We start from the raw sequence: 14,645 nt of genomic DNA on the forward strand, positions 1-14,645 counted from the left end.
GGCGACCGCGGTCCCGACCCGCGCCGGAACATGAACCGCAGATGACCCGCACCGTTCAGATCAGGCTCAGCCGCCAGGGTGCAGTGTTCATTCCAACGCAGCCCCCCCGGTCTGCGACCTACGGAAGGACAGACCCGATGATCAAGAAAGCATTTCTCCCCGCCCTCGTCCTGGCCGCCGCCTCGGTCGCCGTGCCCGCCATGGCCCAGTCGTATGGCCCGGCCCGCCAGTCCGGCCTGACCATCAGCTTCGGCACGAGCCCCGCCTACGGCTACGGCCACAACGCCGGCTACAACCGCGGTTACAACCAGCCCGCCTGGCAGGCGATCAACCGTCGTCAGGCCAACCTCGACCGTCGCATCGACGTCGGTGTTCGCAACGGCTCGCTGACGCGTCGTGAAGCCGCCCGGCTGCGTCATGAGTTCAACCAGATCGCCCGGCTCGAGTCGCGCTATCGTCGCAACGGCCTCGATCGCTGGGAAATGGCCGACCTGGATCGTCGCTTCGACCACCTGTCGATGCAGATCCGCATGGAGCGCAACGACCGCCAGACCCGCAACAGCCGCTACGAGCGCAATGACCGGCATGACCGGTATGATCGCAACGACCGTCATGACCGCCGCGATCGTTACGACCGCAACGGTCGCCACAACTAGACGCCGACCATCCTCCCCGGATGTCGAGGGCGCGATCCGCAAGGGTCGCGCCCTTTGCCGTGGTCAGGCCCGGATCACACTCTCCAGCACGGTCACGGCCCGCCCCCGGATCAGCACCCGCTCGCCCGCGGCCTCGGTCTCGATCTCGCCGCCACGCCCGGGGTAGGCCTGCAGGAAGCGCACGACCGGCCGCCCCAGCGCCTCGGCATACATCGGTCCCAGCAGACAGTGGGCCGAGCCGGTGGCCGGATCCTCGTCGACGCCACAGCCGGGCGCGAAGAAGCGGTCGATGACATCGACGCCGTCGGCCGCATCGGCCGGGGCACAGACGATCACATGACCGGCCTCGCCCGCCTCGCCCCGGATCGTCGCCAGCCGCCGGAAGTCCGGGCTCACCGCCCGCACCGCCGCCGCATCGGCCAGCACCGCCACCAGATAGCGCCCGGCCCGCACCTCGACCGGAACGACTCCCAGCGCCTCGACCAGCCCCTCGGGCACCGCCGTGCGGCGCGGCGGATCGGCGGGGAAGTCCATCTCATAGCCCTCGCCCCGCCGCCCCACGATCAACGGCCCCGAGCGGGTGTCGAAGGTCAACCGCGCCGCCGTCGATCCCAGCTCGGCCAGCAGCACATGGGCCGCGCCCAGGGTGGCATGCCCGCACAGATCAACCTCGGTCGCCGGAGTGAACCAGCGCAGATCGAAGCGCGCCGGATCGGCCGTGCGCCGCAGAAAGGCGGTCTCGGCCTGGTTGTTCTCCATCGCCAGGGCCTGCATCCAGCCGGCCTCGGGCCAGACGTCGAACGGTTCGACCACACAGGCCGGGTTGCCCCGGAACGGGGCAGAGGCAAAGGCGTCGACGGTCCACTGGCGCATCAGTCTGGCTCTTCAGGTTCGATCACGGTGATTTCCGGCCAGCGCCCCCGGGCATTGTCCACCGTCCGCTGCCATCCGCGCGCCACGCCACGCACCGGATTGGGCCGCAGGGTCATCGCGAACACATCCTCCAGCCCGAACGGGGCGGCGACGCTGATCGTGTCATCGGCCTCCAGCCGCACCCCGACGGCGAAGGCCGGGGCGACGAAGCGGGACAGGGCCGTGTCGGTGTCGGGCAGGGCGTCGTACGGCTCGCCGAACCTCGCCTCGAACCACAGATGCACCCGCGCCTGGTTGCGCACCTCGACCAGGTCCCGCAGCGGCGCATCGAAGGCGGCGGCGACCCGTTTGATCACGACGTCCTCGGCGTCCCAGCTGGTGTCCGGGTCGAAATAGCCCAGGTCATAGTCCTTGATGCCATAGCCGACCGGTCGACCGGTCTGCGCATTCCAGACCGCCTGGTAGACGGCCCCCGAGAACACCCGCCAGTCCGGCAGGTCCAGCCCGCGCACGGTCGTCAGCGCCTGCATCAGCTCGGGATTGTCCCGGACGATGGTCGCCAGCCGGGCTTCCAGATCCCTCATGTCCGGTCCCTCAGCGGCCAGCCGTGGTCCAGCGGCCCGTGCCCGCCGCCCAGTCCCGGGGCCCGGCGAATGGCCTCGAACACATAGGCCCGGGCCCCGGCCACGGCGATGTCCAGTGTCAGGCCCCTGGCCAGCCCGGCGGCGCAGGCACTGGCCAGGGTACAGCCGGTGCCGTGGGTGTGACGGGTGTCGAGGCGCGGCCCCTCCATCGCCGTCTCGCCGTCCGGGGTCAGCAGCAGGTCGATGACCGTCTCGCCCGGCACATGACCGCCCTTCATCAGCACCGCCTTCGCCCCCAGCGCCAGCAGGGCCGCGCCCGCCCGGCGCTGGCCGTCCAGATCAGTCACGGTAATCCCGGTCAGGGCCTCGGCCTCGGGGGCATTGGGGGTCAGCAGGGCGGCGCGCGGCACCAGCAGCGAGCGGACCGCGGCGACACCTGCCGCCTGCAACAGCGGCGCGCCGCCCTTGGCGATCATCACCGGATCGACCACCACCGGCGCATCCGAGGTATCGAGAATGGCCGCGACCCGCTCGACCACCTCGGCCGTGCCCAGCATGCCGGTCTTGATCGCATCGGTGCCGATATCATCCAGCACCGCCCGCGCCTGGGCCGCGATCAGGTCCAGCGGCAGGGGGTGCACGCCGTGAACCCCCAGGGTGTTCTGCACGGTGATGGCCGTCACGGCCGTGGCCGCATGGCCGCCCAGCATGGTCACGGCCTTGATGTCGGCCTGCAGTCCCGCCCCGCCGCCCGAGTCCGAGCCGGCGATGATCAGGACGCGTCCGAGGGACTGGGGAGCGGAAGCCATCCCCGTCAGATGCGTCAGTCCGGCCGGCCGGGCAAGCCCGCGTTCACCGCCGCCTGCACCGCCAGGGCCTGGACCGTCTCGCGCACGTCGTGGACGCGGATCACCGCCGCCCCGCGCCGCGCCGCCGCCAGCGCCAGGGCCAGCGACCCGCCCAGCCGGTCCCCGGCCTCGACCGCCGACGCGTCGATCGACTGGATCACCCGCTTGCGGCTGGCCCCGTACAGCACCGGAAAGCCGCGCGCGATCAGCCGTTCCAGACCGGCGGTCAGGGCCAGATTGTGCGCCGGTGTCTTGCCGAAGCCGATGCCCGGATCCAGCCAGATACGCTCGCGCGCCACCCCGGCCGCCATCGCCGCCCCGGCGCGTCCGGCCAGCCAGTCGCCCACCTCGGCCACCACATCGTCATAGCGGGGGTCGGCCTGCATGGTCCGGGGCTCGCCCCGCATATGCATCAGCACCACGGTGCAGCCGGTCTCGGCCGCCACCGCGGCACTGTCGGTCGCCCCGAGGGCCGTCACATCGTTCCAGATCGTGGCCCCGGCCGCGACCGCCGCCCGGGCCACCTCGGGCTTCATCGTGTCGATACTGATCGGCCCGGCCCAGCGGGCACGCAGTCCGGTGATCACAGGCAGGACCCGGGCCATCTCCTCGGCGGCATTGACCGGCGCGGCCCCCGGCCGGGTGCTCTCACCACCGATGTCGAGGATGTCCGCCCCCTGCCTCACCAGCGTCAGACCATGAGCGACGGCGGCCTCGACCGTGGCCAGCCGCCCGCCGTCCGAGAAGCTGTCGGGCGTCACATTGACGATGCCCATGACCTGCGGCCGACTCATGTGCTGCCGCCGCCGATCAATCCCGCCAGCGCCTCCAGATAGGCCCCGAACGCGGTCCGTCCCTGGGCCGTGATCGAGACACGGGTCAGCGGCTTGTTGTTGTGGAAGCTCTTGGCAAGGGTGACGAACCCCGCCTCCTCCAGTTTCTTCAGATGAACCGACAGATTGCCCTGGGTCGCCTCCAGCGCCGTCTTCAGCTCGGTGAATTCGGCGCTCTCGGAATCCGCCAGATAGACCATGATCCCCAGCCGCATGCGGCCGTGGATGACGTCGTCGATCTTGCCGAGGTCGGCGACACCCATGATGGACTCACCCGCCCGTCGACGCGGCGCGGGCGTCGCGGACCATGATCCAGCCCGGCAGGGCGAACAGGGCAAACAGGGCGACGGTGCAGACGCCGAGGTACCACAGGGGCTCGCGCACCAGCACACCCAGGGCTACCGCCGTGGCCCAGCCGCCCAGTGCCGTGGCCAGCATCCAGCCCTTCCGCTTCAGCGTCCACGCCATGTACCAGGCCGCGGCCTGCAGGGCGAAAACGATGGATGCGTAATAGAGCCAGATCGCGAAGTCCTGGTCCCGCACCGCCCCCACGCCGAACACGATGAGCACGGCGAGGTTGGCCATGCCGGTGGCGCTGAAGGCGGCGCTCAGCGTGCGGGCGGCCAACGGTCCGCGATTGGGCGGGCCGTCCCGGCGATCCCTGAGGATGGCCCAGGTCAGCACCGCCAGGAAGGCGATCGTGATCCCGGCGACAAAGGAAAGGTTGGCAAGGTCGGGCCAGCGGATCAGCCCGGTCGCCTGACCGACATGAAACAGGCACTGCAGACCGTACAGCAGGCCGCCGGCCAGATAGCAGACGGCCAGGGTCAGGGGCGGACGCCAGCCGCCCTCGACGATCGAGCGCATGAAGGCGAGATCATCCTCGGCGGAATGCGGGTGAGGCTTGGCGGACTTGGTCGGCATGGGCGATTCTCCGGGACCGGCGCGCCCCCCGGAGGTGGACGAGCCGGCCGATGTTGGCAAGCTATTCGGCGGGCACGGCGGTGGCGACCGCCGGGCGACGCCACGGGACGCGTCGACCGTTCAGCCAGCGGCCCATGAAGGAGTGGCGGATCAGCAGTTCGTAGGTCAGCAGGCTGACGACCATCGTGCCGCCGATCACCAGGCCGAACTTGACGAACCACGGCAGCACCGCATTCACCACCAGCACCTGACCAACCATCACCAGCGGCAGATGGATCAGATAGATCCAGTAGGAGGCGTCGGCCAGATAGCGACGGACGGCGCTGCGACCCGAGGCAAACCGCAGGGCCAGGGCCAGGACGGCGAAGGTCGAGGCAAAGACGGCCAGGGCCATGGCTGCCGCCAGCGCCGCCTTGAGAGCCGGATCGGTCACCGGCTCAAGCTGCGGAACGGGCCCGCCCGCCAGCACCAGGGCCCCGGCACCGACCCCCAGGGCCATGACGGTGAACACCGGCCATAGTCGCTCGATGCGGGCCAGCAGATCCCGGCGGCGGTTCAGCAGGACGCCGAGGCCGAAGGCGGACCCGAAGGCCGTCAGGGCCACGGGGTTGGGCACCAGACCCGTATCCGGCGTCGGAATGCCGAAGAAGGGAATCCAGTCCGGGGCCAGCCAGAAGGCGACCGCCAGCGGCGCGGCCATCAGGGCCGGTGTCCATGGCCCGATCAGGGCCCCCGTGATCCGGTCGATGAACCGGCCCCAGCCGCCGCCGCGATCCAGCGCGGCGAAGGGCGCGCGCAGCACCAGCATGGCGACGTAGAGGATCAGCAGCACCCACAGGAACCACAGATGGGTCAGGGGAAAGTTTCCGACCGTCATCGCCGGCGGCGGCGGGCCGCCGGTCGGGATCGCCCCGCCGTTGCGGATCGCCGCCATCCAGATCAGCACCGCGACGAAGGCCGCGAAGATCGGGGCCCACAGGGCGAACAGCGGCCCCGCGATCCGCACCAGCCGGTCCCGGATGAAGCCGACGGGGCCGCGCCGGTGCAGCATCATATGGGCGAACAGGCCGGCGATCAGGAAGAAGCTGGTCATCCGGAACAGGTGGATGGCGAAGAACAGCACGCCGGCAACCGGCGAATTGTCGGTGTCCGGCACGATCCAGATCGTGACCGGGAAATAGGCCAGGGCGGCATGCAGCACGACCCCCAGCAACAGGGCCGCGCCGCGCAGGGCGTCCAGCCCGTGCAGGCGGTCATCCGCCGGTCGTTGAATCCTGGTCATGCGCGCACCTCCCTGCATCGACCGGACGGGTGTCGCATAGACTTGTTTGAATTGCAAACTTGTTGGTCAAAATGAGAGGCGCGCAGCCGGGCCACGCGCCTCTCCGGGGGATCGCCCCGTATCAGTGAACCGTCGGCGCGGCCTCCGGTGCCGGTTCCGTCGCCGGCGTAATCGGCACCGAAACCGAGGGACCGGCGACCGGGAAGCTGCTTTCGTCGCGGTTGGGCAGAATGCCCTTTTCCAGCAGGTCGCGGATCTCGTCGCCCGACAGGGTCTCGTATTCCAGCAGGGCCTGGGCCAGCTTCTCGAGATCGCCGGACTTCTTCTTCAGGATCTTGCGGGCCTCGTTCCAGCCGTCGGTGACCAGCCGCTTGACCTCGGCGTCGATGATCCGCGACGTCTCCTCGGAGACGTTCTGGCTGCGGGCCACGGAATGGCCGAGGAAGACCTCCTGCTCGTTCTCGCCGTAGGACACCGTGCCCAGCACGTCGGAGAAGCCCCACTGGGTCACCATCCGGCGCGCCAGTTTGGTCGCCTGCTGGATGTCCGACGAGGCCCCCGAGGTGATGTTGGCCTTGCCGAAGATCAGCTCCTCGGCCACCCGGCCGCCGGCCATGATGGCGATGGTGTCGATCATCTGCTGGTATTTCAGCGAATAGCGGTCGCCTTCCGGCAGCTGCATGACCATGCCCAGGGCCCGGCCGCGCGGCACGATCGTGGCCTTGTGCACCGGGTCGGCCATCTTGACGTTCATGGCGACGATGGCGTGGCCACCCTCGTGATAGGCGGTCAGCCGCTTCTCTTCCTCGTTCATGGCCATGGACTTGCGCTCGGCCCCCATCATGACCCGGTCCTTGGCGTCCTCGAAATCACGGTGGGTGACCATGCGCCGGTCCTTGCGCGCCGCCATCAGCGCCGCCTCATTGACCAGGTTGGCCAGGTCGGCCCCCGAGAAGCCGGGCGTGCCGCGCGCGATGGTCTTGACGTTGACGTCCGCGGCCAGCGGCACGTCCTTCATGTGAACCCGCAGGATCTTCTCGCGACCGCCGACGTCGGGATTGGGCACCACGACCTGGCGGTCGAAACGGCCCGGGCGCAGCAGGGCCGGATCCAGCACGTCGGGCCGGTTGGTGGCGGCGATCAGGATGATGCCCTCGTTGGACTCGAAGCCGTCCATCTCGACCAGCAGCTGGTTCAGCGTCTGTTCGCGCTCGTCATTGCCGCCGCCGACACCGGCACCCCGGTGGCGACCGACCGCGTCGATCTCGTCGATGAAGATGATGCAGGGGGCGTTCTTCTTGGCCTGTTCGAACATGTCGCGCACCCGCGACGCGCCGACGCCGACGAACATCTCGACGAAGTCCGAGCCCGAGATCGAGAAGAAGGGCACGCCCGCCTCCCCGGCCACGGCGCGGGCCAGAAGCGTCTTGCCGGTGCCGGGCGGTCCGACCAGCAGGGCCCCCTTGGGAATCTTGCCGCCCAGACGCTGGAACTTGCCCGGATCCTTCAGGAATTCGACGACCTCGGACAGCTCCTCCTTGGCCTCATCCACCCCGGCCACGTCCTCGAAGGTCTTGCGGCCCTTGTGTTCGGTGAGCAGCTTGGCCTTGGACTTGCCGAAGCCCATGGCCCCGCGCGCGCCGCCCTGCATCCGGTTCATGATGAACAGCCAGAAGACGATGATCAGGCCGACCGGCAGCAGCAGGCTGAGCGCCCCCATCCACCACGGCGACTTCGTCGTCTTGACGTCGACCTGCGCCCCCGAGGCCCGGATCGACTCGACCAGCTCCAGGTTCGGATAGGGGGTGATGGTGGTGAATGTGCTGTCGTCCTTCAGCGTGCCGGTGATCTCGTCGCCCTTGACCACCGCGTCGGTGATCTGACCGCCCTCGACGGCGGCGACCAGTTCCGAATAGTTGATGATCGCCGGCTTGGCCGCGGTCGCGCCATCGGCCCCGGGCGTCAGGCCTTCCCGGTCAAACAGCAGGGTCGCAGCCAGCAGCATCAGGAGAATGGCGCTGAAAATGGCCATGTTGCGAAGGTTCATTCGGTCCTCGGTCGCTTGTCTTGCAAGCCGGTTCGGCGAAGGTGCCGGGCCGGTCTGGGATGGTTCAGACAGAAAATAGGGGGTCCGGAGGCTTTGCGCCATGCAGCGCGTCACCAAGGCCCGACTCATGCGGCGTTTCGTCCAGTGCCAGCGCCAGCCTTTCGCCGACCAGACACCGGGCGTCACCGGCCCGCCCTGCAAGAACCGGTGCATCCGATCCTTCCCGGATCAGGACAGGCAGGGTCGGCCGGACCGCGGCCGGCAGGCGCGCCAGACGCTGGCGATCCTCGGGCGACAGCTGCGCCAGCCGACCGGCGGCGGCCACCACCCGGGTCCCGCCCGCCAGCGCCGTCAGCTCGAACCGTCCGTCCCAGACCAGACGACCGCCCGTCGTCACCACCTGCGGCGTCGGCGGAAACCGCACGAACTCCCCCGCCTCGCGCATCAGGGTGACGCGGGGCCCCACCGCCTCGATGCGCGCGCCGCACATCGCCACGGTGAAGTCCTCGCCCGCTGCCAGCCGGACCAGCAGCCGGGTCAGGCGCTCGCTGCGGGGCGGGCGACTGCCGCCGCCGGCGCAGACCGCGGCCTTGGCCAGGGTCCGGGCGCTGGCCGCGCGCGACAGCTGGATGACGCCGATCGGCGAGACCCGGGGGGCCGGTCCCCGGATCGTCCGGGGCAGAGGTGGCGCGACCGGGATCGCCCCGGCGGCGGCCAGGTCCTGGCGCGCCCGGCTGCGGGCATAGCGCGGATCGACATTGCCCGGGTCCTCGACCCAGCCCAGCCCGCGTTCGGCCAGATAGGTCCGCACCCGTTCACGACTCTCCGGCAGCAGCGGCCGCAGCAGCATCAGCCCCCGTCCCTGGGGCCAGGCCGGCGACGGGGCCCAGGCGCGAATACGGCCCAGGCTCGAACCCCGCGCCCGCATCCAGTCGGCCTCGGCCACATCGGACGACGTATGGGCGAACAGCATGACCCGCGCCCCGGCCGCCCGCGCCACGTCGGCGATCAGCGCATGGCGCGCCGCCCGGGCCGCCGCCGGCAGGCCGGTCGACGGCCGGGGGCCGTCCCAGCGAATGCCGCGCCATTCGGCCCCGACCGCGGCTGCCGCCTGCGCGGCGATGGCATTCCAGCGTCCGCTTGCGGGGCTCAGTCCGTGGTCGACGGTAACGGCCAGCAGCCGACGTCCGCGCCGCGCGGCCCACAGTGCCGCCAGATCCAGGAGGGCCATGGAGTCGCCGCCGCCGGACAGGGCCAGGACGACGGGACGCTCAACATGAAATTCAAGACGCGCATCCAGCCGCTCGAAGACCCGCGACGCCAGACCGGCGGCCGGAGTCGTCGTGTCGGCCCCGACCGGCGTCAGCTGCACCCGGCGCGGGTTTTCACCTGCGTGGCCCGGGTCCGCAGGGCCGCGGTCGCCCCCTCGGCATAGCGGCGGGTGAACTCGCCCAGCGCGCCACAGGCCTGGGTGTCGCGATCGCTCGCTTCCAGCGCCGCGGCCAGCTTCACGGTCGTCTCGGCGGCCCACGACGTCCGGGGCCAGCCGCTCAGGGCCGCGGCATAGGCCTGGACCGCGCCGGCCTGGTCACGGGCCGCGACCCGCAGATCGCCCAGGGCCACATTGGCCTCACGGGCCTGGGGCGTGTCGGGCCAGGTCACCACGACGGTCTCGAGGGCCCGCCCCCCGCGGGCCGGTTCGGCGGTGACCAGACGTATGGCCGCGGCCAGGTCCCCGGCGGCGTTGCCGGTCGGCGAATGGGCTGCGATCGGTCCGTTGAGCTCCGCCTCGGCCCGGGCCGCATCCTCGATCGCCTTCACCCGCCGCTCAAAATCGGTCAGGCGCGTGCGCAGCGCGGCATTGTCCCGCGCGGCCTCTTCGAGCTGAAAGGTCAGGCGCTCGACGTCACCGTTGACGCGCTGCAGTGTCGCCTCGACGTCATTGACGCGCCGGTCCAGGGTCGAGACCCGGCCCTGCAGGGCCAGAACCTCGGGATCGGTCTGCAGAATGAAGGGTTCGCCGGCGGCGCTGGACTGGGTCAGGGCCCGGTCGACGCGGCGGACCGTGCGCTCCAGCTGCTCCAGCCGGCGCTTGTCCCACTGGATCGGTTCGGTGGGCACGGTCTGGGCGACGGTCGTGCCGGCGATGAGCGCCAGACCGACCGCCGTCAGCACGGCCGTCTTCGAGCGGAACAGGTCAGGCTTCAGCATCATGGATCAACGGTCCCACCGTTTTGCGGCACTCGCAAGGCGGCTCCTCCCCGCCGCGTCGCGGCAGGGAGGAGAGTCGGTATCAGCGCGGCGCGCCGGAGACGATGGCGGTGTGGGCGTTGCGGTTGCGCGCCCAGGCGGCCTCGTTCGAGCCTTCAGCGATCGGGCGCTCCTTGCCGTAGCTGATGGTGTCGATCCGGCCGGCGGGAATACCGCGGTCGACCAGATAGTTGCGCACCGACTCGGCGCGGCGGGCGCCGAGGGCCAGGTTGTACTCGCGGGTGCCGCGCTCGTCGGCATTGCCCTCGATCCGGACCGTGACCTGCGGATAGCGTTGCAGCCACTGGGCCTGGGCGTCGAGGCGGGCGAACGCCTCGGGGCGGATCTGGTACTGGTTGAGGTCGAAATAGACCCGGTCGCCGACGTTGACGACGAAGTCCTGCTCCGAGCCGGGCATCACGGATCCCACGGGGGTACCGGTCACCGGCGCGGTCGGGGCGGTCGGGTACTGCGGACCGGTCGGGGCGGTCGGCACGGCACCCTCGACCGCGCGGCGCGGTGCACAGGCGGCCATGGCGGTAACGGCGACGCCGACGAGGGCGAGACGCAAAAAGGTCGAGGTTTTCATCAGGTCGTCTCCTGGCAGGGTTCTGAAATCGGGCACTTAAGCTCGGCTATAGTGGACTACGGACGGCGATCCAGCCAATTCACCCGCCGCGATCACGGGATAACGAACTGTTGAGCGGCGGGTTCTCCGAAAGCCGGTGCCCCGGTCAGTTGGGACAACTGTCCGGGCTCTGGTTGAAGCCGATATTGGATGGCGGACCGTCCAGCAGCGGCGACCAGGCCGGGTCCGAGCCCCGTCCGGCATAGCCCGCCTGGGACACCACCCGGCCGCTCAGATCGACGGTCCACAGCCGGGCGTCACCGCCGGGTGCCGAGCGCGCGAACATCACATAGCGGCCGTTGGGGGCCCATGACGGCCCCTCCTCGAAATAGCTGGACGACAGCAGGCGCTCGCCCGAGCCGTCGGTATTCATGACCCCGGTCGAGAACCGTCCGCCCGACTGTTTGGTGAAGGCGATCATGTCACCGCGCGGGCTCCAGGCCGGCGAGGTATAGATGCCGCCGCCGCGCGAGATCGGGCGCTGGCCCGAGCCGTCGGACCGCATCACATAGAGGCGCGGCGTGCCGGTGCGGTCCGAGTTGAACACGATCTGCGATCCGTCCGGGCTGAACGAGGGCGAGGTGTCGATGCCGGGATCCGACGTCAGGCGCGACAGCTGCCGGGTCCGCAGATTGATGACCCAGACGTCGGTATTGCCGCCCTTGATGATCGAGAAGGCGATGCGCGTCCCGTCGTTGGAAAAGCGCGGAGCCAGCACCTGGCCGTCGAACTCGCCCAGGCTTTCGCGCCGGCCGGTCGACAGGTTGTAGATATAGATCCGGCTGTAGTCCCGGCCCAGCGCCACATAGGTGATCTCGTCCGGGTCCGAGGTCGAGAAGCGCGGTGACATGATCACCTCGTCGCCCTGGGTCAGGAACACCGGATTATAGCCGTCCTGGTCCGAGATGGTCAGGCGGCTCAGCTTGTTCAGCTGGGTGCCGCTCTCGGCCACGAAGATCACCCGGCTGTCGAAGAAGCCGGATTCCCCGGTCATCCGCTGATAGACGACGTCGGCGATCTTGTGGGCGATCCGGCGCCACTGCTCGGGCGTGGCGGTGAACTGGTAGCTGACCAGCTGGCACTGGCGGTAAGGATCATACAGGCGGAAGCCGACGTCGTTGCGACCGTCGGGCCGCGGGGTGACGCTGCCGTACAGCACCGCCTGGGCCCCGATCGCCGTCCACTGCGGAAAGTTCGGTGCATTGGCCAGGGTCAGGCCGGTCTCGACGAAACTGGCCGGATCCAGCGGCTCGAAATAGCCCGACCGGCGCAGGTCGCCCCGGACCACGCCCGCCAGCTCGGCCCCGTTCTGGCCGGCGAACGGCGCGATGGCGATCTGCAGGGGGCGCAGGACGCCCTGGTCGATCTCGACCTCGACCGGCTGTCCCGGCGTCGGGGTCTGGGCCTGGGCAGCCCACGGCACCGCCATCGCCAGGACCGCGACCGTTGCGAGAAGACGATTGAGACGCATGGTTCACTCCGGCAGATTCAGTTCGACCCGTCCTTATCGCCAGACCGGGCCCGAATGACCAGTCATCGGTCCGAATGGGGCGACTTTGAGGACGGCGGGACCGGTCGTTCCGGTTTGAACCGAAAAACGGTCTAGCGGCCGCGGCAGGCGCGTTCGGTGTTGAAGATGGGCCGGAACGCCCCGCCCTCGAAACCGGACGGCACGTCGAAGGGGGCGGTCTGGCGCAGGGCCCGGATCGCGCCGTCGGCGGCGGCCCGATACACGGCGTCGGACCGCGGCGACACCAGGGTCGGCCCCGAGGTGATCCGTCCGTCGCCGGACAGGGTCACATCGATCTGGATCCGCAACTCATTGGCCCCGGGAATGTCGCAGGGCAGGATCCAGTTGGCATAGACCTGGTTGAAAAAGGCCGTGGACTGCGGACCGGTCGCCTGCGAGGCCGATCCACTGCCCTGCTGGCCCGTTGCCGGGGCCCGGCCGCGATTGGGGGTGGTGCGCGGCGCACCGGCCAGGGCATCCAGATCGAGGCTAGGCTCCTCGCGACGCGGGGCCGGACGCGGTGGCGTCGGTGTCGGCCGGGGCGGGGTCGGGGTCGCGCGCGGTGGCGTGGGTTCGGCCGGACGCGGCGTCGGGGTCGGGGTCGGCGACGGAACCGCCGGGACCGGTTCGGGTGGCGTCGGCAGCGGCTCGGCCTCGGCGACCGGCGCGGTCGAGGCGTCCTCGTCGCTCGGGGTCTCGGCCGGATTGTCCGGAGCCGCGGCGGCGATGACCATGTCCGACACGATCGTCACCGGCACCGCCGTGATCATCGGCTTCAGCGCGTCGCGATGGTCAAAGGTCACGAAGGCAAGCGCGACCACCCCCGCGTGCAGGGCGATGGAGCCGAGGATCGCGGGACTGGGCCGGCGCAAGGGGTCAGCCCTCCGGATCGGACGCGGGGCTGCCCTGGGGGGCGGTATCGGTGATCAGGTTCAGCCTGGTGAAGCCCGAGGCGCTGAGCCGGGCCATCACCCGGGCCACGGCCTGATAGGGGGCTGCGCCGTCGGCGCGGATGAACACCGGCGTCTCGCGCCCCGTCTCGCCCGCCGACTCCGCCACGCGCAGGATCAGCTGCTCCCACCGGGTCTCGCTCTCGCCGACGAAGATATTGCCGTTGCGGTCGATCGAGAGACTGACCGGATCGCGACTCTGCTCCACGGCCCCGGCCTCGGTCTTGGGCAGGTCGACCGGCACGCCGACCGTCAACAGCGGGGCCGAGATCATGAAGATGATCAGCAGCACCAGCATCACATCGACCAGCGGCGTGACGTTGATCTCGCTCAGCGGCCGCTTGCGCGCGCGCCGTCGTCCCCGCACATGTCCGCCGCCCCCGGCTCCACCCATTGCCATGGGTCAGACGCCCCGGTTGTAGCTGGTGTCGACCGTGGGCGCAGCGGCGGGCGGGGTCGGGCCGCCCAGACGCCGGGCCACGGCGGCCTGCAGGTCGTCGGCGAAGCTCTCCAGCCGGCCGGTGAACTTGCCCGCGTCGATCGAGAATTTGTTGTAGGCGATATAGGCCGGAATGGCCGCCGCCAGACCGATCGCCGTGGCGAACAGGGCCTCGGCGATGGCCGGGGCCACCGTGGTCAGATTGGTGTTGCCGGCCGTGGCGATGGCGTCGAAGGCGTTCATGATGCCCCAGACCGTGCCGAACAGGCCGATGAAGGGTGACGAGGTCGCGACCACCGACAGCACGCCCAGGCCTTCCTCGATGCGCTGGCCCTCGCGGGCGATGGTCGCGTCCAGGGCCCGGTCGATCCGCGCCATCAGCATATTGCCCTGACCCTCGGTCAGGGTGCCGCCCTTGCGGGCCTCGCGCCAGTCGGTGATGGCGATCACCAGCATGCGCGGCAGGGCGTGGACCGGCTCGGGACCGGCACGATTGGCGATCTCCTCCAGCGGACGCCCCGAGGCGACTTCACGCTCGAAGGCCGCGGCCTGGCGGTTCAGGGTCGCGAACCGCACCGCCTTGTCGATGATCACGGTCCACGACCACAGCGAGGCCACGCCCAGGCCGATCATCACGACCTTCACCACCCAGTCGGCGGCGAGAAACAGCGCCACGGGATTGATCATCGAGGCGTCGGCGGGCACGGTCATGGTTCAATCCTCGGCACGGTCTGCGACCCTATCCAGCGGGCTGGCGTGACCTTTGTGTGGCATTGAGGCCGGGTCTAGCCGGACCCGGCGATTCCGTCACCTGCTTACAC

Annotated in this window: 16 protein-coding genes; 1 reads left to right on the forward strand and 15 read right to left on the reverse strand. The window is 70.1% G+C overall.

The annotated features are described in order from the left end of the window. The first annotated feature begins 137 nt into the window (after positions 1 to 137). Entirely contained in the window at positions 138 to 656 is a 519-nt protein-coding gene (locus tag AACZ75_RS05545; protein ID WP_339871737.1) for a hypothetical protein, read from the forward strand. 63 nt (positions 657 to 719) lie between these two features. Here AACZ75_RS05545 and AACZ75_RS05550 read toward each other — a convergent pair whose 3' ends face one another. The 15 genes from AACZ75_RS05550 to tolQ all read right to left on the reverse strand — a co-directional run bounded on the left by AACZ75_RS05550 (position 720) and on the right by tolQ (position 14,535). Next, positions 720 to 1,529: a PhzF family phenazine biosynthesis protein gene (locus AACZ75_RS05550; protein WP_339871738.1), complete on the reverse strand. Its 810-nt coding sequence runs from the start codon at positions 1,527 to 1,529 to the stop codon at positions 720 to 722. Further along, on the reverse strand, positions 1,529 to 2,113 hold the full coding sequence (locus AACZ75_RS05555; protein ID WP_339871739.1) for a nucleotidyltransferase family protein: 585 nt from the start codon (positions 2,111 to 2,113) through the stop codon (positions 1,529 to 1,531). The genes AACZ75_RS05550 and AACZ75_RS05555 overlap by 1 nt, the downstream gene beginning before the upstream one ends. Then, positions 2,110 to 2,922, reverse strand: coding sequence for a bifunctional hydroxymethylpyrimidine kinase/phosphomethylpyrimidine kinase (gene thiD, locus AACZ75_RS05560; RefSeq protein WP_339871741.1), 813 nt, complete (start codon positions 2,920 to 2,922; stop codon positions 2,110 to 2,112). The genes AACZ75_RS05555 and thiD overlap by 4 nt, the downstream gene beginning before the upstream one ends. 14 nt (positions 2,923 to 2,936) lie before the next feature. Beyond that, complete coding sequence (folP, locus tag AACZ75_RS05565) at positions 2,937 to 3,755, reverse strand: dihydropteroate synthase (protein ID WP_339871743.1); 819 nt, start codon at positions 3,753 to 3,755, stop codon at positions 2,937 to 2,939. Beyond that, the gene (locus AACZ75_RS05570; protein WP_339871745.1) at positions 3,752 to 4,057 is read right to left on the reverse strand and encodes a transcriptional regulator; all 306 of its coding nucleotides are present in this window, start codon (positions 4,055 to 4,057) and stop codon (positions 3,752 to 3,754) included. The genes folP and AACZ75_RS05570 overlap by 4 nt, the downstream gene beginning before the upstream one ends. Before the next feature lie 7 nt (positions 4,058 to 4,064). Beyond that, the gene (locus AACZ75_RS05575; protein ID WP_339871746.1) at positions 4,065 to 4,718 is read right to left on the reverse strand and encodes a hypothetical protein; all 654 of its coding nucleotides are present in this window, start codon (positions 4,716 to 4,718) and stop codon (positions 4,065 to 4,067) included. Positions 4,719 to 4,779: 61 nt separating this feature from the next. Continuing rightward, positions 4,780 to 6,000 carry an acyltransferase family protein gene (locus tag AACZ75_RS05580; RefSeq protein ID WP_339871747.1) on the reverse strand — a complete coding sequence of 407 codons (1,221 nt, stop codon included), beginning with the start codon at positions 5,998 to 6,000 and terminating at the stop codon, positions 4,780 to 4,782. A gap of 121 nt (positions 6,001 to 6,121) precedes the next feature. Next, positions 6,122 to 8,047 (reverse strand): ATP-dependent zinc metalloprotease FtsH, encoded by a 1,926-nt coding sequence (gene ftsH, locus AACZ75_RS05585; RefSeq protein WP_339871748.1) that lies wholly within the window; start codon positions 8,045 to 8,047, stop codon positions 6,122 to 6,124. Positions 8,048 to 8,111: 64 nt separating this feature from the next. Further along, entirely contained in the window at positions 8,112 to 9,419 is a 1,308-nt protein-coding gene (gene tilS, locus AACZ75_RS05590) for a tRNA lysidine(34) synthetase TilS (protein ID WP_339871749.1), read from the reverse strand. Further along, positions 9,410 to 10,261 carry a tol-pal system protein gene (locus AACZ75_RS05595; protein ID WP_339871750.1) on the reverse strand — a complete coding sequence of 284 codons (852 nt, stop codon included), beginning with the start codon at positions 10,259 to 10,261 and terminating at the stop codon, positions 9,410 to 9,412. The genes tilS and AACZ75_RS05595 overlap by 10 nt, the downstream gene beginning before the upstream one ends. A gap of 79 nt (positions 10,262 to 10,340) precedes the next feature. Beyond that, positions 10,341 to 10,886 (reverse strand): peptidoglycan-associated lipoprotein Pal, encoded by a 546-nt coding sequence (gene pal, locus AACZ75_RS05600; RefSeq protein WP_339871751.1) that lies wholly within the window; start codon positions 10,884 to 10,886, stop codon positions 10,341 to 10,343. A gap of 145 nt (positions 10,887 to 11,031) precedes the next feature. After that, complete coding sequence (tolB, locus tag AACZ75_RS05605) at positions 11,032 to 12,396, reverse strand: Tol-Pal system beta propeller repeat protein TolB (protein WP_339871752.1); 1,365 nt, start codon at positions 12,394 to 12,396, stop codon at positions 11,032 to 11,034. Positions 12,397 to 12,527: 131 nt separating this feature from the next. After that, positions 12,528 to 13,307, reverse strand: a complete 780-nt coding sequence (locus AACZ75_RS05610) for a hypothetical protein (protein WP_339871753.1) — start codon at positions 13,305 to 13,307, stop codon at positions 12,528 to 12,530. A 4-nt stretch (positions 13,308 to 13,311) separates the two neighbouring features. Continuing rightward, positions 13,312 to 13,785 (reverse strand): biopolymer transporter ExbD, encoded by a 474-nt coding sequence (locus AACZ75_RS05615; RefSeq protein ID WP_339871754.1) that lies wholly within the window; start codon positions 13,783 to 13,785, stop codon positions 13,312 to 13,314. A gap of 3 nt (positions 13,786 to 13,788) precedes the next feature. Then, positions 13,789 to 14,535 carry a protein TolQ gene (gene tolQ, locus AACZ75_RS05620; protein WP_339871755.1) on the reverse strand — a complete coding sequence of 249 codons (747 nt, stop codon included), beginning with the start codon at positions 14,533 to 14,535 and terminating at the stop codon, positions 13,789 to 13,791. Positions 14,536 to 14,645 lie beyond the last annotated feature (110 nt).

Origin of the sequence: uncultured Brevundimonas sp. (assembly GCF_963975535.1) — a bacterium.
In the GTDB taxonomy this organism is placed as follows: Bacteria; Pseudomonadota; Alphaproteobacteria; order Caulobacterales; family Caulobacteraceae; genus Brevundimonas.

Coding starts and splice junctions, on each gene's coding strand:
- AACZ75_RS05580 (WP_339871747.1), bottom strand. CDS start 6,000: ATGACCAGGATTCAACGACCGGCGGATGACCGCCTGCACGGGCTGGAC.
- AACZ75_RS05555 (WP_339871739.1), bottom strand. CDS start 2,113: ATGAGGGATCTGGAAGCCCGGCTGGCGACCATCGTCCGGGACAATCCC.
- AACZ75_RS05570 (WP_339871745.1), bottom strand. CDS start 4,057: ATGGGTGTCGCCGACCTCGGCAAGATCGACGACGTCATCCACGGCCGC.
- AACZ75_RS05550 (WP_339871738.1), bottom strand. CDS start 1,529: ATGCGCCAGTGGACCGTCGACGCCTTTGCCTCTGCCCCGTTCCGGGGC.
- thiD (WP_339871741.1), bottom strand. CDS start 2,922: ATGGCTTCCGCTCCCCAGTCCCTCGGACGCGTCCTGATCATCGCCGGC.
- AACZ75_RS05595 (WP_339871750.1), bottom strand. CDS start 10,261: ATGATGCTGAAGCCTGACCTGTTCCGCTCGAAGACGGCCGTGCTGACG.
- AACZ75_RS05615 (WP_339871754.1), bottom strand. CDS start 13,785: ATGGCAATGGGTGGAGCCGGGGGCGGCGGACATGTGCGGGGACGACGG.
- tolQ (WP_339871755.1), bottom strand. CDS start 14,535: ATGACCGTGCCCGCCGACGCCTCGATGATCAATCCCGTGGCGCTGTTT.
- folP (WP_339871743.1), bottom strand. CDS start 3,755: ATGAGTCGGCCGCAGGTCATGGGCATCGTCAATGTGACGCCCGACAGC.
- AACZ75_RS05575 (WP_339871746.1), bottom strand. CDS start 4,718: ATGCCGACCAAGTCCGCCAAGCCTCACCCGCATTCCGCCGAGGATGAT.
- ftsH (WP_339871748.1), bottom strand. CDS start 8,047: ATGAACCTTCGCAACATGGCCATTTTCAGCGCCATTCTCCTGATGCTG.
- AACZ75_RS05545 (WP_339871737.1), top strand. CDS start 138: ATGATCAAGAAAGCATTTCTCCCCGCCCTCGTCCTGGCCGCCGCCTCG.
- pal (WP_339871751.1), bottom strand. CDS start 10,886: ATGAAAACCTCGACCTTTTTGCGTCTCGCCCTCGTCGGCGTCGCCGTT.
- tolB (WP_339871752.1), bottom strand. CDS start 12,396: ATGCGTCTCAATCGTCTTCTCGCAACGGTCGCGGTCCTGGCGATGGCG.